This is a genomic window from Bradyrhizobium iriomotense, from assembly GCF_018129405.1.
Lineage (GTDB): Bacteria > Pseudomonadota > Alphaproteobacteria > Rhizobiales > Xanthobacteraceae > Bradyrhizobium > Bradyrhizobium iriomotense_B.
The window spans coordinates 37,111-58,664 of sequence record NZ_JAFCLP010000002.1 but is presented as its reverse complement, the minus strand read 5'-3'; the positions used below and the strand labels follow the sequence as shown (position 1 = coordinate 58,664).

General features: G+C 65.3%; 19 protein-coding genes. 5 read left to right on the top strand and 14 right to left on the bottom strand.

The genetic code is table 11. The features are described from left to right. Nucleotides 1-4 precede the first annotated feature (4 nt). Nucleotides 5-1,201 carry a serine hydrolase domain-containing protein gene (locus tag JQ592_RS04980; RefSeq protein WP_211401814.1) on the bottom strand — a complete coding sequence of 399 codons (1,197 nt, stop codon included), beginning with the start codon at nt 1,199-1,201 and terminating at the stop codon, nt 5-7. A 184-nt stretch (nt 1,202-1,385) separates the two neighbouring features. Here JQ592_RS04980 and JQ592_RS04975 point away from each other — a divergent pair, with 184 nt between their 5' ends. After that, nucleotides 1,386-2,375 (top strand): helix-turn-helix domain-containing protein, encoded by a 990-nt coding sequence (locus tag JQ592_RS04975; protein ID WP_211402504.1) that lies wholly within the window; start codon nt 1,386-1,388, stop codon nt 2,373-2,375. An 18-nt stretch (nt 2,376-2,393) separates the two neighbouring features. Here the strand turns inward: JQ592_RS04975 and JQ592_RS04970 are convergent, their stop codons facing one another. From JQ592_RS04970 to JQ592_RS04955, 4 genes are all read right to left on the bottom strand, one after another. Next, nucleotides 2,394-3,167, bottom strand: coding sequence for a MetQ/NlpA family ABC transporter substrate-binding protein (locus JQ592_RS04970; protein ID WP_211401813.1), 774 nt, complete (start codon nt 3,165-3,167; stop codon nt 2,394-2,396). Nucleotides 3,168-3,195: 28 nt separating this feature from the next. Continuing rightward, nucleotides 3,196-3,861, bottom strand: coding sequence for a methionine ABC transporter permease (locus JQ592_RS04965; protein ID WP_211401812.1), 666 nt, complete (start codon nt 3,859-3,861; stop codon nt 3,196-3,198). After that, nucleotides 3,851-4,990: a methionine ABC transporter ATP-binding protein gene (locus JQ592_RS04960; RefSeq protein WP_211401811.1), complete on the bottom strand. Its 1,140-nt coding sequence runs from the start codon at nt 4,988-4,990 to the stop codon at nt 3,851-3,853. Before JQ592_RS04960 ends, JQ592_RS04965 begins: the two co-directional genes overlap by 11 nt. 233 nt (nt 4,991-5,223) lie before the next feature. Then, nucleotides 5,224-6,696, bottom strand: a complete 1,473-nt coding sequence (locus JQ592_RS04955) for a DASS family sodium-coupled anion symporter (protein ID WP_211401810.1) — start codon at nt 6,694-6,696, stop codon at nt 5,224-5,226. A gap of 243 nt (nt 6,697-6,939) precedes the next feature. Here JQ592_RS04955 and nthA point away from each other — a divergent pair, with 243 nt between their 5' ends. Genes nthA through JQ592_RS04940 form a run of 3 tightly spaced genes read left to right on the top strand, consistent with a single transcriptional unit; the run spans nt 6,940 to nt 8,608 of the window. After that, the gene (nthA, locus tag JQ592_RS04950) at nt 6,940-7,572 is read left to right on the top strand and encodes a nitrile hydratase subunit alpha (protein ID WP_211401809.1); all 633 of its coding nucleotides are present in this window, start codon (nt 6,940-6,942) and stop codon (nt 7,570-7,572) included. Next, a complete protein-coding gene (gene nthB / locus JQ592_RS04945; RefSeq protein WP_211401808.1) occupies nt 7,569-8,228 on the top strand; it encodes a nitrile hydratase subunit beta in 660 nt (219 codons plus the stop codon). The genes nthA and nthB overlap by 4 nt, the downstream gene beginning before the upstream one ends. Beyond that, nucleotides 8,228-8,608, top strand: coding sequence for a nitrile hydratase accessory protein (locus JQ592_RS04940; RefSeq protein ID WP_211401807.1), 381 nt, complete (start codon nt 8,228-8,230; stop codon nt 8,606-8,608). Before nthB ends, JQ592_RS04940 begins: the two co-directional genes overlap by 1 nt. A gap of 157 nt (nt 8,609-8,765) precedes the next feature. Here the strand turns inward: JQ592_RS04940 and queC are convergent, their stop codons facing one another. Continuing rightward, nucleotides 8,766-9,482, bottom strand: coding sequence for a 7-cyano-7-deazaguanine synthase QueC (queC, locus tag JQ592_RS04935; protein ID WP_211401806.1), 717 nt, complete (start codon nt 9,480-9,482; stop codon nt 8,766-8,768). Between the two features lie 125 nt (nt 9,483-9,607). Between queC and mazG the strand changes: the two genes are divergently transcribed. After that, on the top strand, nt 9,608-10,468 hold the full coding sequence (gene mazG / locus JQ592_RS04930; RefSeq protein ID WP_211401805.1) for a nucleoside triphosphate pyrophosphohydrolase: 861 nt from the start codon (nt 9,608-9,610) through the stop codon (nt 10,466-10,468). Nucleotides 10,469-10,616: 148 nt separating this feature from the next. Here mazG and hflX read toward each other — a convergent pair whose 3' ends face one another. From hflX to JQ592_RS04890, 8 genes are all read right to left on the bottom strand, one after another. Continuing rightward, on the bottom strand, nt 10,617-11,999 hold the full coding sequence (gene hflX, locus JQ592_RS04925) for a GTPase HflX (protein WP_211401804.1): 1,383 nt from the start codon (nt 11,997-11,999) through the stop codon (nt 10,617-10,619). A gap of 11 nt (nt 12,000-12,010) precedes the next feature. Continuing rightward, nucleotides 12,011-12,259, bottom strand: a complete 249-nt coding sequence (hfq, locus tag JQ592_RS04920; RefSeq protein WP_007591126.1) for an RNA chaperone Hfq — start codon at nt 12,257-12,259, stop codon at nt 12,011-12,013. Between the two features lie 248 nt (nt 12,260-12,507). Next, complete coding sequence (locus JQ592_RS04915; protein ID WP_211401803.1) at nt 12,508-13,878, bottom strand: sigma-54-dependent transcriptional regulator; 1,371 nt, start codon at nt 13,876-13,878, stop codon at nt 12,508-12,510. Between the two features lie 17 nt (nt 13,879-13,895). Then, nucleotides 13,896-16,298 (bottom strand): sensor histidine kinase NtrY-like, encoded by a 2,403-nt coding sequence (locus JQ592_RS04910; protein WP_211401802.1) that lies wholly within the window; start codon nt 16,296-16,298, stop codon nt 13,896-13,898. Between the two features lie 207 nt (nt 16,299-16,505). Next, nucleotides 16,506-16,970: a hypothetical protein gene (locus tag JQ592_RS04905; protein ID WP_211401801.1), complete on the bottom strand. Its 465-nt coding sequence runs from the start codon at nt 16,968-16,970 to the stop codon at nt 16,506-16,508. Beyond that, nucleotides 16,954-17,871, bottom strand: a complete 918-nt coding sequence (locus JQ592_RS04900) for a DUF2950 domain-containing protein (RefSeq protein WP_211401800.1) — start codon at nt 17,869-17,871, stop codon at nt 16,954-16,956. The genes JQ592_RS04905 and JQ592_RS04900 overlap by 17 nt, the downstream gene beginning before the upstream one ends. After that, nucleotides 17,868-19,538, bottom strand: a complete 1,671-nt coding sequence (locus tag JQ592_RS04895; RefSeq protein ID WP_211401799.1) for a DUF3300 domain-containing protein — start codon at nt 19,536-19,538, stop codon at nt 17,868-17,870. The genes JQ592_RS04900 and JQ592_RS04895 overlap by 4 nt, the downstream gene beginning before the upstream one ends. A gap of 121 nt (nt 19,539-19,659) precedes the next feature. Beyond that, nucleotides 19,660-21,537, bottom strand: a complete 1,878-nt coding sequence (locus JQ592_RS04890; protein WP_246820171.1) for a sensor histidine kinase — start codon at nt 21,535-21,537, stop codon at nt 19,660-19,662. Nucleotides 21,538-21,554: the final 17 nt, after the last annotated feature.

Here is a 21,554-nt window from a genome sequence, read left to right as displayed (position 1 = left end):
GATCTCAGCGCGAGGCGAGATGCGCGGTGATGGCGCTGAAGGCGGCAAACCAGCGCTGGTCGATCGGAACGTCCATCGCCTTCGGCTGGGTCGCAAGCTTCGCTATGACGGTGTCGGAATCCAGATCGACATAGAGGTGCTGGCCGTGAATGCCGATCGCGGTGAGCGCGTTGCGCGACGGGTCGATCGCGAACCATTTGCTGCGGTAGCGCGCACCCGGGAAGAACTCGGCGAGGTCGCCGTCGGCCCAGGCCTGGGGATCGCCGTTCTCACGGATATCGTCGATCCACCAGCCCGGCACCACCTGCCGCCCCTCGACCACGCCGCGGCAGCGCATCATCTCGCCGAAACGGATGAGATCACGTGCGGTGACGGAGATGCCGCCGGCGATGCGGCCCATGCCGTGGCTGTCGAGCGTGAGCGAGCCGTCCTCCTCGGCGCCCAAGGGCTGCCAGAGATATTCGGACAGGATACGCGGATATGGCATGCCGCAGGCGCGCTCATAGACCCAGCCGAGCACCTCGGTGTTGGTCGAGACGTAGTGGAACACCTTGCCGTGCGGCTTACCCGTCCCACGCAGCGTGGTGAGATAGGCGCGCTGGTGGCTGGGGTCGACACCCGGAGGCGGCACATCCCAGCCCGAGGAGAAGCGATAGCGCGCGACGTCGCCTGCGGGGTCCTCGTAATCCTCCTCGAACTTGATGGCGACGGCCATGTCGAGGAGGTTGCGGACGGTGCAGCCGCCGTAGACCGAATTCTCCAGCTCCGGCACGTAGCGCACCACCCTCGCCTCCGGATCGAGCAGGCCGCGCGCAGCCAGAATGCCGCCGAGCGTGCCGGCGATCGCCTTGCTGATCGAGCAGATCAGATGCGGCGTGGTCGCGGTCATGCCGTCGCCGTACCATTCGTGGATCAGGGTGCCCCGGTGCATCACGAGCAGCGTATCGGCGAAGGTCTCGCGTAGCGTCGCCTCGATCGTGGTGGACTTGCCGTCCGGCGCGGTGAAGCCGAGCTTTTGAATCTCACGCGGCGCGCTTGGCATCGGCGTCGGTTGCGACGAGCGGCGGACCTCGGCGGTCGGCAGCACTTCGCGGGTGTGGGTAAAGCCCCAGCGGATGGCGGGAAAGCTGCGCCAGTTGGCGCGGGTCACCTGGGCCTCTGGCGCGGGCGGGCTGCCGCGCATGATATCGGTCGGTCGCATCTCGATCCCTCCGCGAAGCGCCATCCCGACTGCGATGTCGGAACGGCCGAGAAGGAAGCCTGCACGGCGGCGCGGTCAGGCGTTATCGAAATCCCGCAATATTTTGCTGGACACAGGCGCGGGGCGTGCCAGTCTTGACGCAGCTCCTGCCGGCCTCTTGGCTGGCAAATTCCGACGTAACGTCATGGCCTTAAGCGCAACTCTTCCGATTCAGGACTCGGCTGCCAGTCTGCTTCAGGCCAGCAGCACGGATGTCGACGAGCACTGCGCCGCGCTCGGCCGCTGGCGGTTGAGCTACGACCAGATTAGCGCGGGAGCCTTCAGGGGTAGCTTCACCCAGCTCTCCCTGCCCCACGTCGAAGTGTTTCGCGAAATCACCAGCCAGCAGGTGCGCCAATACGGTCAGCTTGGCGCGGACAGCTTTGGCATCGGCCTGCCCTGGGACGGTGATGGCGAGGTCAATTGCAACGGCGCGAGCGTGGCCGGCGCCCAGGTGATCGCCTGCATCGACGCCGAGGTCGACATGTGCACGCCGAAGGGGTTCGAGCTGCGCGGCGTCGTTGCCAGCGCGGCGTTGATCGAGGAGCTGGCGGCCAGCCTCGACATCGCGCTGCCCCGCAGCGTCTGGCACCAGTTGCGGGTGATTGAGATGGCGGAGGCGCAGATCGCGCGGCTGCGCGCCCATCTCGCCGCCATTCAAGAGACCATCACGACGGCACCCGAGCAGTTCGACGACCCCGCGGCACGGCAGGCGCTCGAAGACGCCCTCCTCGTCGAGATCATGGACATGTTGCCGACCGCACGGCCTACCGATCCCGGCCGAAGCGCCGCGGCGCGCAAGCGCACCGTCGATCACGCACGCGCGCTGATGCATGGCAGCGGCGAGCGCGCGCTGTCGCTGCTGGAGGTCTGCAAGGCGGTCGGCGCCAGCCCGCGCAAGCTCGGCTATTGCTTCCAGGAGGTCTTGGGCACGAGCCCGATGCATTACTGGCGCGCGATGCGGCTGAACCGGGTGCGCCGCGACCTCAAGCGCGCCGGCGGCGCCGGGACATCCGTCTACGACATCGCCGTGCAGCACGGCTTCTGGCACTTCAGCCAGTTCTCGCTGGACTACAAACGCCACTTCTCCGAAAAGCCCTCGGAGACGCTGCGGCGCGCCAGGCTCGCGGCCTGACGCGCGCGTCTTCTGCCCTTACCAGGTCGGCAGATAGGTGCCCTTGAATCGGGTCTCCAAAAACGCCTTCACGGGCTCGGAGTGATAGGCCTCGATCAGCTGCTTCACCCAGGGCTTGTCCTTGTCCTCCTCGCGAACGGCGAGGATGTTGACCCAGGGGCCATCGGGGTTTTCGCGGGCGATCGCATCGGTCGCCGGATTGAGGCCGGCCTGCACGGCGTAATTGTTGTTGATCGAGACGACGTCGACGTCCTGCAGCGCGCGCGGCAGCTGGGCGGCGTCGAGCTCGACGAAGCGGAGCTTCTTCGGGTTGTCGGTGATGTCGGCGATGGTCGAAGAGACGTTGTTCGGGTCCTTCAACTTGATGACGCCGTGCAGCGCCAGGATCATCAGGCCGCGCGCGCCGTTGGAAGGATCGTTGGCGATGGCGACGCGGGCGCCTTCCGGCAGATCGCTAAGCTTCTTGTATTTCTGCGAATAGACGCCCTGCGGCGAGCCAATCGTGTTGGCGACCTTGACGATCTTCCAGCCTGTCTTCGAGATTTGATTCTTCAGGTAGGGCTCGTGCTGGAACGAGTTGGCCTCGAGGTCCTTCAGCGCCAGCGCCTGGTTCGGGATCACGTAGTCGGTGAACTCGACCACCTTGATGTAGAGGCCGCGCTCGGCGCCGACCTTCTTCACGACATCAAGGATCTCGGCATGGGGACCGGCGGTGACGCCGACCCGGATGGTTTCGGCGTGAGCGGTGGTCGCAAGCAAGGCTGCAGCCGCAAGGGTTGCGAGAAAACGCATGGAAGTCTCCAGTTTCAGGACGTTTGGTTCAGCGGTGCCGCAGCCGGCGGTTGACGCGGCGCGCCAGATAGTCGCCCGCGCTCTGCACGAGCTGCACCAGCGCGATCAGCACGACGACGACGGCCAGCATCATCTCCGGCATGAAGCGCTGGTAGCCGTAGCGGATACCGAGATCGCCAAGGCCCCCGCCGCCGACGGCGCCGACCATGGCGGAATAGCCGAGCAGGCTGACCACTGCGAGCGTCAGCGCCAGCAAGAGGCCAGGCAGCGCCTCGGGGATCAGCACCTTGAGCACGATCTGGATTGGCGAGGCCCCGAAGGAGGACGCGGTCTCGATCAGGCCGCCGTCGACCTCGCGGATAGCGGCCTCGACCAGACGCGCGATGAATGGCGTCGAGGCGATGGTCAGCGGCACGATCGCCGCCGTCGAGCCGATCGAGGTGCCAGCAATGAGCCGGGTGAACGGAATGATGGCCACGACCAGGATGATGAAGGGTGTCGAGCGCGTCGCATTGACGACGGCGCCGAGCACGCGATTGACGAGGGGCGCCGCGAACAGCTCGCCCTTGCGGCTGGTTGCGAGGAAGACGCCGAGCGGCAGACCGAAAGCGGTGCCGAGCAGCGCCGCGATGCCGACCATGTACAGGCTCTCGCCCGTGGCCTGGATGATCAGGTTGATGAGTTCAGGCGACATAGCCGAGACGCTCCGCCGATAATTGATATTGAGAGAGCCAGGCGAGCGTCCGCGTCACCGCGTCCTCGCCGCCGGGAATGCCAAGGGTCAGCGAGCCCACATGCTGGCCGCCGATCTCGTCGATGCGGGCCGACAGCAGCGACACGTCGAGGCCGAGCTCGCGCGCAAGCCGCGCCACCACGGTGTCGCCGGCCCCTGCCCCACGCACCTGAACGCGCACCACGGCCTGCCCGCCGGCAGACGGCTCCGGAACGATCCGGCTTGCCAGCGACACCGGCAGGCTGTCGCCGATCACTTCGGCCAGGAAGGACTGCGTGATCGGATGCTTCGGGTGAGTGAAAATGTCGGCGACATGGCCGCTCTCGACGACGTGTCCGGCATCCAGCACCACAACTTCCTTGGCGAGCTGGCGCACCACGGACATTTCGTGGGTGATCAGCACGATGGTCACCCCGAGCTCGCGGTTGATGTTGGCGAGCAGGTCGAGGATCGCGCGCGTGGTCTGCGGATCGAGCGCCGAGGTCGCCTCGTCCGACAGCAGCACGCTCGGCCGCGTGGCCAGCGCCCGCGCGATGCCGACGCGCTGCTTCTGGCCGCCGGACAGTTCGGAAGGATAGCGGTCGTGCTTGTCGGCGATGCCGACGAGCGCGAGCAGCTCAGTCACGCGCGCGCGGATATCGGCCTTGGACCAGCCGGCGATCTCGAGCGGCAGCGCGATGTTGTCGGCGGCCGTGCGCGAGGACAGCAGATTGAAGTGCTGGAAGATCATGCCGATCGAGCGCTGCGCCAGCCGCAGCTCGCGGCCCGCGAGCGCCGAGATGTCCCTGTTGTCGACGATGACGCGGCCCGTGGTCGGCTTCTCCAGCCCGTTGATCAGGCGCACCAGGCTCGACTTGCCGGCGCCGGAGCGGCCAATCACGCCGGTGATGGAGCCGCGCGGAATGGCGAAGTCGATATTCTGCAGCGCGTTGACACCGGGCTTGCCGCGATAGGCCGGATAGGTCTTCGAGATGGCTTCGAAACGGACCATCGCGTCCGGCTCGGTCGCAGCGGGTGAAATCGCTTCAAGCGTTTCGATCGGTTGTCCGATCGCGAGCGATTGATGGGCATTCATGGAGGCGGCCTTCATGCACAATAGTTCGCGTTCCCGAGCACGCGCACGGGAACCGGGTCGCATCAAGCGACGGGGAGCGAAGCAGCGATGAGGGCCCGGAAGGAACACGCTGCACCGCAGCACGCACCATCGCCTTTTCCGGTCTTTCTTGCAATTTCAGATATTTGACGGGAGTTGGACGAACATTTCCCCATCCCTCCCCGGAGAAGAATATTCCTCCGCCGGGGGGTATCAGCCTCGCGCCCGGCTCACCGCATCTGCAACCAGGGCAGCACGATCAGCAGCAGCCCCGCGAAATAAAGCAGCCCGAAGATCAGTCCGAAGCCCCAGAACTGCCCCTTCCCGATATAGCCGCTGCCGAAATACATCGGTGCGGGGCCGGTCGCATAGGGCGAGATCACGCCCATCAGGCCGAGCGAATACATGCAGAGCATGGCCAACGTCGTGACCGGCAGGTCGGCGATGCCGGAGCCGACCGCGAGCACCACCGGCAGCACCGCGGCGGCGTGCGAGGTGATGCTCGAGAAGAAATAGTGGATCCAGAAGAACAGCGCGACCAAGAGGAGCATCGCGGTCGACGGAGACAGTCCCGCGAGCGGTTTTGCGTATTCATTCGCGAACCATTTGATGAAGCCGATCTCGTTGAGGCCCGAGGCCAGCGTCAGCAGCGAGGTGAAATAGAAGAACACCTCCCAGGCGCTCTTCTCGCTGACGATGTCGGCGAACTCGATCACGCCCGTGATCAGCATCAGCGAGATCACGATGAAGACGACGGTGGTGGCGTTGACGAAATTCGAGCCGAGCACCGGGATGTGGATGTCAGGGCTCGAGCCCGCGATCCACAGGAACATCGCGAGCACGATCAGCGCTAGCATGATCCACTCGTTGCGCGACATCGAGCCCATGGCGCTGAGCTCTTTCGCCGCCCATTCCGAGATTTCCGGGCTGCGCTTCACCTCGGGACGGCACACGAGATAGCTGAGCAGCGGCACGAGGACCATCAGGAGGATGCCGAGCGGCGCAAAGCCGACGAACCACTGGCCCCAGCTCACCTCGACGCCGACGGTCTTCTTGGCGATCGCCAGCGCCGCCGCATTGGGCGCGAGCGCGGTGAAGAACAACGAGCTGGTGATCGCGGTCGCCGCGAACGCCGTCCACATCACGTAGGTGCCGATCTTGCCGGCGGTCGGTCCGGGCTCGGAGCCATAGATGCGCGGGATGTTGCTGATGATGGGATAGACGATGCCGCCGCTGCGCGCGGTGTTGGAGGGTGTTGCCGGCGCGAGCAGGAAATCCGACATGGCGACCGCGTAGCCGAGGCCGAGCGTGTTACGCCCCAAGCGCTGCACCAGCACCAGCGCGATGCGCCGGCCGAGCTGGCTCTTGCGATAGCCGATCGAGAACACGAAGGCGCCGACGATCAGCCACACCGTGCTCTCGGCAAAGCCGGCCAGCATCCAGCGCAGCGATTTGCCGGGATCGGGATCGATATAGCCGGCGACACCGGCGACCGTCAGGCCGATGAAGCCGACCGCGCCGACCGGCATCGATTCCAGGATGAGCCCGGTGATGACGGCGGCGAAAACGGCAAAATAGTGCCACTGATTGACGTTGAGCCCCGTGGGCACGGGCCACAGATAGATCGCCAGCCACACCACGAGTGGCGCGATCAGCTTCCAGCGGAACCCCTTCGCCTCAGGCGCCTGCGAGCTAGCGGCCATGGGCCCTCCCCCTCGATTATCGTCGCGTTGGTCCGGCCAAACTGACCAGGCCGCTTTTGTCCCTGCGCCGCGTATACGGATTGTCCTCGGTGCAATCAATGGCCGTCCGGGACCAACTCGTGGGATGGCTTCGCCAGCTTGCCGGCGCCAATGTTAGCGCCCAACGGCGTCACGAACAGGTGGCCGGATTGCGCTGCAACCAACGCTCGACAGAAGCGGACCAAAGCGCCTATCTTTGCCGCTATGAGCCAAGATCACGACCATCATCACCACGATCACGATCATTCGGAGCTGTCCGAAACCGAGCTGCGCGTGCGCGCGCTCGAGACGATCCTGACCGAAAAAGGCTATGTCGAGCCGGCTGCGCTTGATGCCATCATCCAGGCCTACGAGACCAAGATCGGCCCGCATAACGGCGCGCGCGTCGTTGCCAAGGCATGGACCGATCCGGCCTTCAAGCAGGCGCTGCTCGAGGACGGCAGCAAGGCAATCAGCACGCTCGGTCATGTCAGCCGCGTCGGCGATCATCTCGTCGTGGTCGAGAACACACCGGAGCGACACAACATGGTCGTGTGCACGCTGTGCTCCTGCTACCCCTGGGAAATGCTGGGGCTGCCGCCGGTCTGGTACAAGGCTGCGCCCTACCGCTCGCGCGCGGTGAAGGATCCGCGCGGCGTGCTCGCCGATTTCGACGTCAGCTTGCCGAAGGACATGGAGATCCGGGTCTGGGATTCGACTGCGGAGACGCGCTTCCTGGTGCTGCCGATGCGCCCCGAGGGCACCGAAGGCTGGAGCGAGGAGCAGCTCGCCGGGCTCGTCACGCGCGATTCCATGATCGGGACCGGCTTTCCCAGGACGCCGGGAGCGCCGTCGTGAACGGCGTGCACGACATGGGCGGCATGGATGGGTTCGGCAAGGTCGAGCCCGAGCCCAACGAGCCGATGTTTCATGAGGAGTGGGAATCTCGCGTCCTCGCCATGGTGCGCGCGATGGGCGCGGCCGGCGCGTTCAACATCGACACCTCGCGCTTCTATCGAGAGACGCTGCCGCCGCATGTCTATCTGTCGAGTTCCTATTACAAGAAATGGTTCCTCGGGCTCGAGGAGTTGCTGATCGAGAAGGGCTACCTCACCCGCGAGGAGGTCGCCGCCGGCCACGCGATGCAAGCTCCGAAGGCGCTCAAGCACGGCAAGTTCGATCTCGCCAATGTCGAGCGCATCATGGTGCGCGGCAAGTTCGCCCGCCCTGCCCCGGCGCCCGCCAAGTTCAATATCGGTGATCGCGTGCGCGCCAAGAACATCCATCCGGCCACGCACACCCGGCTGCCGCGCTACGTGCGCGGCCATGTCGGCGTCGTCGAGCTGAACCATGGCTGCCATGTCTTTCCGGATTCGGCGGCGATGGAGCGCGGCGAGAACCCGCAATGGCTCTATACCGTCGTGTTCGAGGGCCGCGATCTCTGGGGCGAGGATGGCGATCCGACGCTGAAGGTGTCGATCGACGCGTTCGAGCCCTATCTGGACCCGGCGTGATGAGCAGCACTGCTGCTGCCGCCGCCACGGCGGCCATTCCAAGCATTCCCCGCGATGACGACGGCCCGGTGTTCCGCGCACCCTGGGAGGCGCATGCGTTCGCGATGGCCTTGAGCCTCCACGAGCGCGGCGTGTTCACCTGGCCCGAATGGGCCGCAGCTTTGGCCTCCGAGATCAAGCGCGCGCAGGCCGCCGGCGATCCTGACACGGGCGAGACCTACTATCTGCACTGGCTCGCCACGCTGGAAGGCCTCGTCGCGCGCAAGGGCGTCGCCTCGATGGACACGCTGCACCGCTATCGCGACGCCTGGGACCACGCGGCGGATCGCACGCCGCACGGCAAGCCGATCGAGCTCAGGCCGGAGGATTTTGCGGGGTAATCGCTTAGCGAGTTGTGTAGGCGCTGCCGCCTCACCCAAAACTGTCATCACCCGAAGGCGGGTGATCCAGTATTCCAGAGACGTTTGTGAGATACGGAGAACCCGCTGCGTACTGGATTCCCCGCCTTCGCGGGGAATGACAGCGGAGATCGGAGCGCTATTTGCGCCCCACCACGTACTCCCCCCACCCCTTCGCCCGCAAACGGCACGCCGGGCACTCCCCGCACCCATATCCCCACTCGTGCTGCGCGCCGCGTTCACCGAGATAGCAGGTGTGGGACTGCTCGCGGATCAGGTCGACCAGCCCGTCGCCGCCGAGATCATGCGCCAGCTTCCAGGTCGCGGCCTTGTCGATCCACATCAACGGCGTGTGCAGCTCGAAGGGCCTCGCCATGCCGAGGGAGAGCGCGGCCTGCATGGCGCGGATGGTCTCGTCGCGGCAATCTGGATAGCCGGAATAGTCGGTCTCGCACATGCCGCCGACGATGTGGCTGATGCCGCGCCGATAGGCCAGCGCCGCGGCGAAGGTCAGGAACACGAGGTTGCGGCCCGGCACGAAGGTATTGGGCAGGCCATCGGCCCCCATCGCGATCGCGACGTCGCGCGTCAACGCCGTCTCTGACACGGCCGCCAGCGTCGGGATGGACAGCGTGTGGCTCTCGCCGAGCTTTGCGGCCCAATCGGCGCGCAGGCCCTTGATGCCGTCGAGCAGGCGCTCGCGGCAGGCCAGCTCGATGGCGTGGCGCTGGCCGTACTCGAACCCCAGCGTCTCCACGCGGGCAAAGCGGCTCAGCGCCCAGGCGAGGCAGGTGGTGGAATCCTGGCCGCCGGAGAACAGCACCAGCGCGGTTTCGGAGGAAAATGCGTCACTCATGGCCCGCGCTTTAGCACTGCGCACCTCGCCCGCCAATCGGTAGAAATCGGCCTGTTTCGCCGCGCCCCGCTGGGAACGGCGGCGCGCTTTTGGCATAAGGTTCTGGACCCAGGAGACTGCCCGCAATGACCCCTTCCCGCGACATCTCCCGCCTGATCGAGATCATGGCGGCGCTGCGCACGCCGGTGACCGGCTGCCCCTGGGACCTCGAGCAGGATTTTGCAACCATCGCGCCCTACACGATCGAGGAAGCCTACGAGGTGGTCGACGCCATCACCCGTGGCGATCTCGACGACCTGCGCGAGGAGCTTGGCGATCTCCTGCTCCAGGTCGTGTTCCATGCCCAGATGGCGTCGGAGCAGAACGCGTTTGCTTTCGGCGACGTGGTCGAGGCCATCACCCGCAAGATGATCCGGCGTCATCCCCACGTCTTCGCCGACAAGAACGGCAATCTCGCCCCGCATCACGTCAAGGAAGTCTGGGACCGCATCAAGGCGGAGGAGAAAGCCGAGCGCGCCGCACGCCGGCCGCCGGAGGAAGCTCCGGAGCACAAATCGCTGCTATCGGGCGTCAAGGCCGGCCAGCCGGCTTTGACCCGTGCCATGGAGCTTCAGCGCAAGGCTTCCGCCGTCGGCTTCGACTGGAACGACCCGCGCGCGGTGCTGCACAAGATCCGCGAGGAGGTCGACGAGATCGAGGCGGCATTGGACCGCAACGACAAGCAGGAGATTGCGGAAGAGACCGGCGACCTGATGTTCGCACTCGTCAACCTCGCCCGCCATGTCGACGCCGATCCGGAAGCCGCGCTGCGCGCGACCAACGCCAAATTCGAACGGCGCTTTGCGTTCATCGAGCGTGCGCTGGAGGCGCAGGGCCGGACGCTGGAGCAGGCGTCGCTGGCTGAGATGGACGCGCTGTGGAATGCGGCGAAGGGGGATGAGAAGCAGGCTCCTGCTGTTGAGAGAAGCAATCAAGCGCGCCGCTAACTCCGCGGTCGTCCCGGCGAAGGCCGGGACCCATAACCACAGGGAGGAGTTTGGCGAAGACTGGGAGTTATGAGTTCGTCGGTACGACGACCGCTTTCCCTCGATAGATCACGCGGTATGGGTCCCGGCCTTCGCCGGGACGACAGCCTTACGCGGAAAGACGCGGCACGGCGTCGAACCGGTTCACCACGATATCCCGCTTGGTCTCATCCACCCGCACCGTCATGTCGAAGCGGCCGTCGTGCAGCTCCTTGGCCAGCACCTCGGCATTGCGGTGCAGCCAGCTGATGCCGGCGCCGTCGGCGGCGTCGATTGAGAGATCGAGCGTGGTGCGCTTGGCGGCTAACCGCTGCTCGATCGCGGCGAGCAGCGCGTCGATGCCCTCGCCCGACACGGCGGAGACCAGCATCGCCGGATGATCTTCCGGCCTGCGTGCGGCGATGTTCAGAAGCTCCTCGCGCTGCTCTGGCTCGTAACGGTCGATCTTGTTCCAGACCTCGATGATGCGGCCGGAGTCGTCTGGATTGATGCCGAGCTGGCGCAGTACCGCGTCGACGTCGCTCTGCTGCGCCTCGGCATCCTCATGCGAGATGTCGCGGACGTGCAGGATCACGTCGGCCTCCAGCACCTCCTCCAGCGTGGCGCGGAAGGCGGCGACGAGCTGGGTCGGCAGGTTGGAGATGAAGCCGACGGTGTCCGACAGCATCGCCTTGCCGCCATGCGGCAGGTTGAGTGCGCGCAAGGTGGGGTCGAGTGTCGCGAACAGCATGTCGGCGGCCTGCACGTCGGCGCGGGTCAGGCGGTTGAACAGCGTCGACTTGCCGGCATTGGTGTAGCCGACCAGCGCGACCACGCGATACGGCACGCGCTGGCGGCCGGCACGGTGCAGCCGCCGCGTCGCCTGCACCTTCTTCAGCTCGCTCTCGAGCTTGGTGATGCGCTCCTGGATCAGGCGTCGGTCGGCCTCGATCTGAGTCTCGCCCGGACCGCCCATGAAGCCGAAACCGCCGCGCTGGCGCTCCAGATGGGTCCAGGATCGCACCAGGCGCGAGCGCTGGTAGTTGAGATGCGCGAGCTCGACCTGGAGCGAGCCCTCCTTGGTCTTGGCGCGACGGCCGAAGATTTCCAGGATGAGGCCGGTGCGGTCGAGCACCTTGGCGTGCAATTCCTTCTCGAGATTGCGCTGCTGGATCGGCGCCAGCGCGCAATCCATCACCACGAGCTCGACGTCGAGGCTCTTGGCTAGCGCTGCGATCTCCTCGACCTTGCCTTTGCCGATATAGGTCGCGGGCCGGATCTGGCTGATCGGCGCGATGATCGCATCGGCAATGACGAGGTCGATCGCGCGCGCAAGGCCGGCGGCTTCATCGAGCCGGGCCTCGGCGTCGCGTTGGACATGACTTTCCGATTGCGCGTCGGTACTTCCCGCGCGCACTCGCAAATAGGGGCCGATGACAAGCACCCGCCCCGTCTGCTTAGCCCCTGCCGACCGCGGACGGTCGGCATCCCCGTCGAAATTCCGGGGTTCCAATCAGATCACTCTCAAGCCGGCTGATCCTCGCCGCCTTCGAACAACTGGATGGGCGCGCCCGGCATGATGGTCGAGATCGCATGCTTGTAGACCAGCTGCGAGTGACCGTCGCGACGAAGCAGCAAACAGAAATTGTCGAACCAGGTCACGATGCCCTGGAGCTTCACTCCGTTGACCAGAAAGATCGTCAGTGGCGTCTTGGTTTTGCGAACGTGATTAAGGAAGGTGTCCTGTAGGTTTTGTGCGCGGTCTGCCGCCATTGTTTTTTTCTCGCTTTGAGTTTCTTTTTATTGCGCCGGATGCGGCCCTCTTTGTGGAATTCGGAGCCTCTTCCGGTTGCCGTTCCTCATGAGATCCCCCTCGGAAGGAACAGCGGTTCGATTAGAGGACAGGTCGGGATATTAGGCAAGCCGCTTCGCGCGGCAGCCGACGCCCTATTGCCCCGAAAAACTACGGAAATCGATGATTTTCCTCGCCTATTCCCGAGGGCGGCTGCAACGGCGCGGCACTAGCCGACGCCGAGCGCCTTCAACTTCCGATGCAGCGCCGACCGTTCCATGCCAACGAACTCAGCCGTGCGAGAAATATTTCCTGAAAAACGGCTGATCTGTGCAATCAAATAGTCGCGCTCGAACACTTCGCGCGCTTCGCGCAGCGGCAGGCCCATGATGTGCTCGCCATTGTTGCTGGTCGGCATCGCCGGCACCATCGAGCCGACGTCCTGCGGCAACATGTCGGCAGTGATGATGACCTCCGGTCCGCCGGCCGCCAGAATCATGACTCTTTCAACATTGTTGCGGAGCTGGCGCACATTGCCGGGCCAGACATGCGATTGCAGCACCGCCATCGCGTCCTGCCCGATCTGGCGCTTGGGCAGGCCACTGCCGGCCGATATCTGCTCCATGAAGTAGTCGATCAGCTCCGGAATGTCCTCGCGCCGTTCCGACAGCGCCGGCACGCGGATCGGCACCACCGAGAGCCGATGATAGAGGTCCTCGCGGAAGTGGCCGGCCGCGATCTCCTCTTCGAGATTGCGCGCGGTGGATGAGATGATGCGCACGTCGACCTGCACCTTGGCGGTGCCGCCGACGCGCTGGAACGACTGCTCGACCAGCACGCGCAGGATCTTGTTCTGGGTCTCGCGCGGCATGTCCGCGATCTCGTCGATGAACAGCGTGCCGCCATGGGCCTCCTCGAGCGCGCCGGGCTTGCGCGGCTGCTCGCCGTTGGACTGCTCGATGCCGAACAGCTCGTGCTCCATCCGTTCGGGCGTGATCGCGGCGGCGTTGATGACGACGAAGGGACCGTCGGCGCGGCCCGAGGCCGCATGCAGCGTGCGCGCGGTCAGCTCCTTGCCGGCGCCGGCGGGACCGACGATCAGGATGCGGCTGTTGGCCTTGGCCGCGCGCTCGATGGTCTGGCGCAGCTGGTTCATGCTGGGTGAGCGGCCGACCAGCTGGCTTGCGCTCGGCGCGAGCTGCTTCAGCTCCTTGACCTCGCGCTTGAGCCGCGAGTTCTCCAGCGCGCGATTGGCGACCAGGATTAGCCGGTCGGCCTTGAACGGCTTTTCGATGAAGTCATAGGCGCCGCGCTTGATCGCGGCGACCGCGGTCTCGATGTTGCCGTGGCCCGAGATCATCACGACCGGCAGGTCGGCATTGTCCTTCTTGACCTGCTCCAAGAGCTGCAGGCCGTCGAGCTTGGAGCCCTGCAGCCAGATGTCGAGGAACACCAGGTGCGGCCGGCGATTGGCAATCTCGGCGAGTGCCGAGTCGCTGTCGCGTGCGGTCCTTGTGACGAACCCTTCGTCTTCGAGAATGCCCGCGACGAGATCCCGAATATCGGCCTCGTCATCGACAATCAGAATTTCACTAGCCATGGGTTGCGCCTGTCTTCTCAGCTGCCTGTTGAGGCTTCGATTTTCGTTGAATCATTGGTCTTTTCGTCCGGCCCTTTGGTTCCGGCCGCCGGCCCTTTTGTTTCCAAGTCCTTGCCGGTTTCCTTGGACGTTTCCTTGATGTCCGGCCTGGCCATGGGCTCAGGCGCCTGCTCGGCTCCCTGGCTCTTCGCGGGCTGGCCGGAGATCGCAAAGCGCATCCGCATCCAGGCGCCGCGCTGACCTTCTCGGAAATCGGAGGCGTCCTTCAGCTCGATGCGCCCGCCATGGTCTTCCAGCACGCGGCCGACGATCGCAAGGCCAAGGCCGGTGCCCTTGGCGCGTGTGGTCACGTAGGGCTCGAGCAGCCGCGAGCGCGCGACCTTGGGCAGGCCGATGCCGTTGTCGATCACGTCGATCAGCACGTCGTCGCCCTCGCGCGACACCACGACGTCGATGCGGCCCTTTCCACCGTCCTTGCCGAGCTCCTCCGGCGGGACCTGCTCGATCGCCTCGGTGGCGTTCTTGACGATGTTGGTGACCGCCTGCGAGATCAGGCGCCGGTCGAACTGGGCGCGCAGCGGATCCTGCTTGAAGTCGGCCTCGATGTCGATTTCCGGATGGGCGACCTTCATCAGGAACACCGCCTGCCGCACCGTGTCGGCGACGTCCTCGCCCTCCATCACGGGCTTGGGCATCCGCGCAAAGCGCGAGAACTCGTCGACCATGCGCCTGATGTCGTCGACCTGACGCACGATTGTGTCGGTGCACTGGTCGAAGATCTGCTTGTCCTTGTCCTCGGTGATGGTCTTGCCGAACTTGCGGCGGATGCGCTCGGCGGAGAGCTGGATCGGCGTCAGCGGGTTCTTGATCTCGTGGGCGATGCGGCGCGCCACGTCGCCCCAGGCCGAGGTGCGCTGCGCCGAGACCAGCTCGGTGATGTCATCGAGCGTGATGATGTAGCTGTCGTGCGGCTGGTTCTTCTCGGCGCTGACGCGGACCGAGAGATTGCGCTCCTGCCCGTCGCGGGTGATCGTGATCTGGCCTTGCACCAGGCGCTGGGTCCCTTCCCGCGCCGTCTTCATCATCTCGTCGAGTTCGGGCAGCACGTCCGAGAGCGGATGGCCGAGCGTCTCGGCTTCGGAGTGCCCGATCAGCTTCTCGGCGGAGCGGTTGAGAATGCCGACGCTGCCCGAGGTATCGACGCCGATGATGCCGGCGCTCGCCGACGACAGCACGGCCTCGATGAAGCGGCGACGGCTGTCGATGAGGTCGCTGGCGTTGACGAGCTCGTCGCGCTGGCTGCGCAATTCCTGCGTCATCTTGTTGAAGGTCTCGCCGAGCTGGGCGAGGTCGCCTTCCGACTGGTGCACCGGCACCTTCACGTGGAGGTCGCCGGTCGAAACCGTATGGGCCGCGTTCATCAGTCGCCGGATCGGCGCCACCAGCGAGTTGGCGAAGTTCAGGCCGATCAGCACCGAGGCCATCAGGATGGTCAGCGCGATCACTGCGAACATCAGGGCGAAGGCGACCTGGATGCCGAGCCGCCGCGACTCGATCTGGGCATATTCGGCGACGCTGACCTCGGTCTGCTTCAGCTGATTGACTACATTCGGATCGAGAGGTCGCGCGACATAGAGAAAGGTGTCGCTGAAGGCGCGCAGGCGGATCACCGCGGCAACGAAGCTCGCATCCGGCAGCACCGCGATCTCAGGCTCGTTCTCGTTGACGTTGCTGAGGAAGTCCGGCGCGGGCGGCGAATAGGCCAGCCGCATGCCGGTGTCGGCGGATTCCAGGATGTTGGTGTTCTTGTCGATGATCATCGCGCCCGGCAGATTGCGGGAGCTGGCACTGGCGGTGAGCATCTCGCGGAACGAGCGCCGGTCCTGGTCGTAGAGCGGCCTGGCGTGCGCGATGTCGTTGGCCATGCCGAGAATGTCGCCGCGGATCAGCTGCGCATGATCCTGCATGTAGGCGCGCGCGATGTTCAGCGAGTTCTGAATGACCTCCTTGGTCGGCCCGGAGAACAGCCGGTCGAGGCCGCGCTCGAGGGTGACGTTGGCGACCACGGAGACCAGCACGGCCGGCAGCACCGCCACGATCGAGAACAGGCTGACGATCTGGACATGGAGGCGGGCTGCCGCCCTTCCCCGTCGCCGCGCCAGGATGAGCTGCCAGAGCTCGCGGACGATGATCCCGACCAGCAGCAGGATGGTGCCGGCATTGATCAGGTAGAACGAGCGGACCACCTCCGGCGTGGGGTCGATCCGCGTGAGGCCCGTCAGGACGAGGAAGGTCAGCAGGCCCGACAGCAGTGCGAGCGCCACGGCAAAGGGCGCCAGCCAGCGTCGTGGCGACCAGCGTCGCGGCTCTTCGGCTGGGGCCGTGTCAAAGGATGCGGCCGAGGTATCTGCGCTGGTCATTCCGGCAATGGTGCTGAAAACGGGTCCGCGGCGGGCGGAAACTGATGTATTCGTACCACATTGTTGCCGAGACACTACAGTGTCAAATAGCCACGCGATCTCAGTGGCTTACAGAATTCAACTTCTTCTTTTGGCCACGATTTACCAAAATGGAGCAGTCGGGATTCGACGGGGCGCCGGCCCGCTCGACGAGGGTCGACGACTGCCTCACTTCAGCGAAATGGTGATCTGGCTGATGTTTGCCGCGAGCTCCAAGCCAGCCTTCGGGCCCTGCAGCACGAGCGTCACGCCCTTTTCGTTGCGCAGCTGAACGCCATTGACGCCGCCAACGAGGGCGAAGCCGCCGCCGACGGAACTGTACGTCCCGGCAAAGTCGGCGACGTCCCGGATTCCCGACGCCCGTCCTTCGAACCGGCCAACGCTCGCGCCGGCTGTTATGCCGAAGCTGAGGCCTGCGACGTTGAAGGGATAGTTCCTGCCGCGATAGTTCAACACGCCGCTGCCCGCGCCGCCGCCGACCAGAAGGCCAGCCTTGACGAACTTGACGCGGACATGGCCGCTCGCCTGTGCGAAGGATGGCGTGGCCGGCATCGCAAGCAGGACGAGCACCAGCGCCGCAAGGCCGGTTGCGATGGCGCGCAGGACGCGGTCCGGCCTAGGGCTTTTCGGCATCGACCTTCCTCCACGTCTGGTCGGGATCGAACAGCGTCGTGCGCGGCGCGATGAAATCGGTCCGCGTGCCGAGATCCTTCTGGTAGACGGTGCCGGCATGGTTGACCAGAAAGGTCATCACGCCGGAATTGCCGTACTCGGCGGGCCATGCGATCAGCGCGAAGCCGCCGATCATCTTGCCCTTGGCGACATAGTCGAGCGCGCCGCCGGGGGCATTCGAACCCTGGCCTTTCAGGATGCGGAAGTAATAGCCGTGATAGGGCGCGGGCCCATCGCCTGCCCCTTGCTTGTAGCCTTCGGCCGTTGCCTCCGCGACCAGCGCGCCGAGCGGACTCGGATCGGCATCATCACGCCAGAACAGGCCGTCCTTCTTGCCGGGCGTGGAGAGGAAGCGCTGCGCGTAGACACCTGCGCCCTCGCCGCGATCCTTATCGGCATATTCGTTCTGCGCGTCGACATAGGCGAGCGCGGTCTGGATCGCGTCGAGCTCGTTGCGGCCGATGCGGCGGCGAAGCACCTCGATGCGTCCTTCGTCGGTGTCGAACTCCCAGCCGGCCTTGGTGTTGACCAGCGGAATCGGGAACGGGAAGTCGTCCGGGCCGAGCAGCAGCGTGGCCTTCTTGTTGCCTTCTGCCTTGATCGCATGCTTGGCGTCGTACATCGAGACGAACCGCGCGCGGATATCGGCGTCGGCGACCTCGTCGCCGGACGAGACGATGTCGTCCGCCGCCCTGCCCAGCACCTTCAGGAGGTCGCGCGGTCCGCTCTTGGCCGCGGCAGCGAGTGCGGCGGCCGCGTCCTCCGGCGTCTTGTAGGATTCCTGCGCCTGTGACACCGATCCAAGAAGCGCCAGCACCATGATGCCCGGCAGAACCGCGCGATAAAGCGACAGACCGATCATGGCGCGACCTCCGCGGGAATCTTCGCGCCGCCGGCGAGCCAATCGCTGTAGGTGCGGAACTTCAGACCGAGCTTTTCGTAGTGGACGCGCAGATAGCCGTCGCTGCCGCGGGTCACCGCATCAGGCATCACGCTTTCGACCTCCTGCGCCATGACGCCGACATAGGCCTTGTCGCTGCCGATATAGCTGAAGCGATAATAGCCGAGGCCGTTGCCGAGATGGCCGAGCAGTGCGATGTCGTGCTTCAGTGCGATGTCCGAGCGCCGGCCACCGCCGCCGCCGCGGAAACCACCTCCTCCGCCGCCACCACGGAAGCCGCCGCCTCCGCCACCACGCATCGCCATTCCGCCACCGCCGCCGCGACCGGCAAAGCTCGGCCCGCCGCCTCCGCGCGGCATGCTCGCCATGCTGGCGCGACCGCGCGCGGATGCCGCCGCCGCCGCCCGGCCGGAGGAGACGTTCATGGCGCCGCCGCGATTGCCGCCGCCACGGTTGCCTGCGCCGGCACCGGCTCGGTTTGCGGCCTTTGCACGATCGCCGCCACCCTTGGCGCGGTCACGCGCACCGGCGCGATCGCCGCCGCCCGGCCGGTCCCGCGTCCCCGCACTGGGGCGATCCCCGGCACCAGGACGATCGCCGCGATTGCCGGCGCGATCACCGGGCCCGCCACGATCGCCTGCACGATCGCCAGCGCGGTCTCCGGCCCCCTGGTTCGGACGCAGCACCTGGTTGCCGTCACGACCGCGGAAATCCATGCGGTCCGATACGCCGGCCTTCAGATTGTTGTTGCCGAAGCGCTGCTGAACATTGGTGTTGTTGTAGCGCACGCCCTGGCGATGCGCCGGATTGTGCTGCCAGCCGTTGCCGATGTTGGTGGTGCGATGGTTGACGTAGACATTGCGGTTGCCCCAATTGCAGCCGCCGCCCCAGTAATTGCCCCAGCGTCCGATCGCCCAGGCCGTGCCAAACGCGAGCCCAGCCGCAACCATGCCGGCGCCGATATAGGAGGGATAGCCCCAGTAATACGGCGGATATTCCGCATAAGGCCAGGTGCCGTAGACCGTCGCCGGGTCGTAATACGGCACGTACATCTCCGCAGGATTGGCCTGCTGGATGACAACCACCTGCTTGCCTTCCTGCGACTGGACGCTGACCTTCTGCTGCTTGGTGGTGACCAGCTTCTTGTTGTCATAGGCCTTGTTGCGCAGGCGCTGGATCGCATCCATCACGTCGGGCTGCTGGGCGAGAAAGGCGTCACCCAGCTTCTGGGTCCAGTCGAGCTTGTCGCTCATCATGGAAAGAACTTCGGCCGTGCTCGTGAGCGCCTTGACGCTGTCGTCCCAGGCCTGCTTGTCGACCTCGATCTTCAGCGCATCGCCCTTCAGCGTCTTGCGCTCCTTCAGCCAGCGGTCGGCCTGCACCACTTCGAGCGGATAGGTCGAAGCGGCCAGCACGTTGGCGAGCAGCTCGTCGGGATAGAGTGCGATCGGTGCGACCAAAGCTTCGAGCTGTTCCGGCTTCAACAGCTCGGCAGCCGGCGCCGGCGGATTCGCCGGCTGCGCCTGCGTGCTCGGCGTCGCCGGTTTGTCGGCTGTCTGCGCAATTGCCGCCATCGGCATCGCCAGAATCAGCGCAACCGCCATCAGGGTTTTGCTGCAGCGAGACATTCCACCCTCCATCCAACTTTCCGGCCGCGAAGATCGGGGCCGTGGCACGGGCGTTCGTTGATCGAGATCAACGAAAGGCTGCTTCGAGTCTTGTTGCGGCGCGAGAACGGACGAGGCGCTGTCAGCGAATGAGCGGCAGCCTGATCGTGAACAGGGCGCCGCCCCCCGGCTGGTTCTCAGCGGCGATCGTGCCGTGATGGGCCTCGATGATGGTCTTCACGATCGCAAGTCCCATTCCCATGCCTTGCGGCTTGGTCGTGAAGAACGGATTGAAGACGTTTGCGAGATCCGCGGAGGCAATGCCTGGACCGGTATCGGAAATCCTGATCTCGGCCTGGCTGCCGGTACGCGTGGTCGACACGGTGATGTCGCGCTTTTTCATCTCGGCATCCGAGACTGCATCCATCGCATTGATGATCAAATTGAGCACGACCTGCTGAAGCTGCACGGGATCGCCCTTGACGTGCAGGTCCGCGAATGCGGGCATGTAGGTCAGCGCGATGCGGCGTCCATCGGCGACGGCGGACACCAGTCCGATCGCCTCCCGCACCGTGTCGTTCAGCTCGATATCCCTGATCTCGAACGGAGTCTTCTTCAGCATGCTGCGCAGCCTGCGGATCACCTCGCTCGCCCGCTGATCGTCCCTTCTGATGTCGGCGAGGATCTGCCGGATCTCGTCGATATCGGGTGGAGCGGCCCTCAGCATGAGCTCCGCCGTCTCGGCGTTGGTCAGAATGGATCCGAGCGGCTGGTTCAATTCATGCGCGATCGAGGTCGTCAGTTCGCCAACGGCCGAGTACCGGTTCACGTGGGCAAGTTCCGCCAGCCGCTGGCGGGATTCCACTTCGGCGAGCCGGCGGCGGCGACGCTCATGCAGCAGCCCGCTGATGAGCCCGGCCTGCACCAGGAATACGGCCGAGATCATTAGCATCTGCCAGCGATAGCGCGCCCAGATGTTCGGTTCGCGAAACAGGATCTCGCTGCCGGGAGGCAGGCGGCTCTCGCTGATGCCCCAGCGCTGCAATTCCCGCCAATCATATCTCGGCGCCGCGAAGCCGAGCGGCTCATAGGTGATGCTCGCAGGTTTTGCGCCGCCGAGAACGCGGATCGCGACGCTGACGGTCCTCGAGCTCGTTTCCGCAACCAAATGCATCGGCCCGCCGACGGTGCCGCCCCCGAAGAACGGGTCCTGGTAGGAAAAGATCGGCGCATTCGCAACCGCGTGCAGGCTGCGCAGGGCGATGTCGCTCTCGTGGACGATCCCGGCTGCATCGACCGACATCAGGCCCCAGAACAGCGCGGTGTGCGGGGGAAGACTCGATGCGCGTTTCAGGATCTCCTCGAACGACAGGTCCGAATACCAGATCAGCTCCAACCGCTCGTCCAGAGGTTTCAGCTCGCGTTTGACCTCCTCGATCCAGAACTTCTCGAGCGGCGAGGCACCGATCACGATTGCGACCGTCCTGGTGTCCGGCAGCAGCTGGAGGATGTTGGCGAATGCGGCCGTGAAATCGTTGCGGATCGCCACAACGACGTCATTCTCGGTGAGATCGGCGCGGTTGATCAGCCGGTACTCGACCGCGGAAAGAACCAACGGCGTGTCGGGGAACAGTCTTGCACGGTATTTCTGGGCAAACCGGGCGGCAGGTGCGCCAATGGTCAACACGATATCGGGCACCGCCCCCTGGTAGAGCGATTGCAGATACTCGACGAAGGGCGCCTCGGGACCAGGATTGTTGAACCGCGCCGTGAGCAGCGCATGCTCCTGGATGTCGAGCGGCCATGGCGATTTCCGCTCGAGCTCGGCCTTGATGTCGCGCGCGTATTCGCTCCACGGCCGAAACTCGCGGCCAAAGGAATGCAGCAGGAGCACACGCTTGAGCTCACCGCGCAGGCTCCGCTCGACGCCACGGGCCTGGTCAGGCGACAGGCACACGGCGACGAACAAGCCCAGGCAGAACAGCATGGCCGGCCATGACCTGACCGAGTCAGAGGACATGCGTCCGCTCAGCTCCA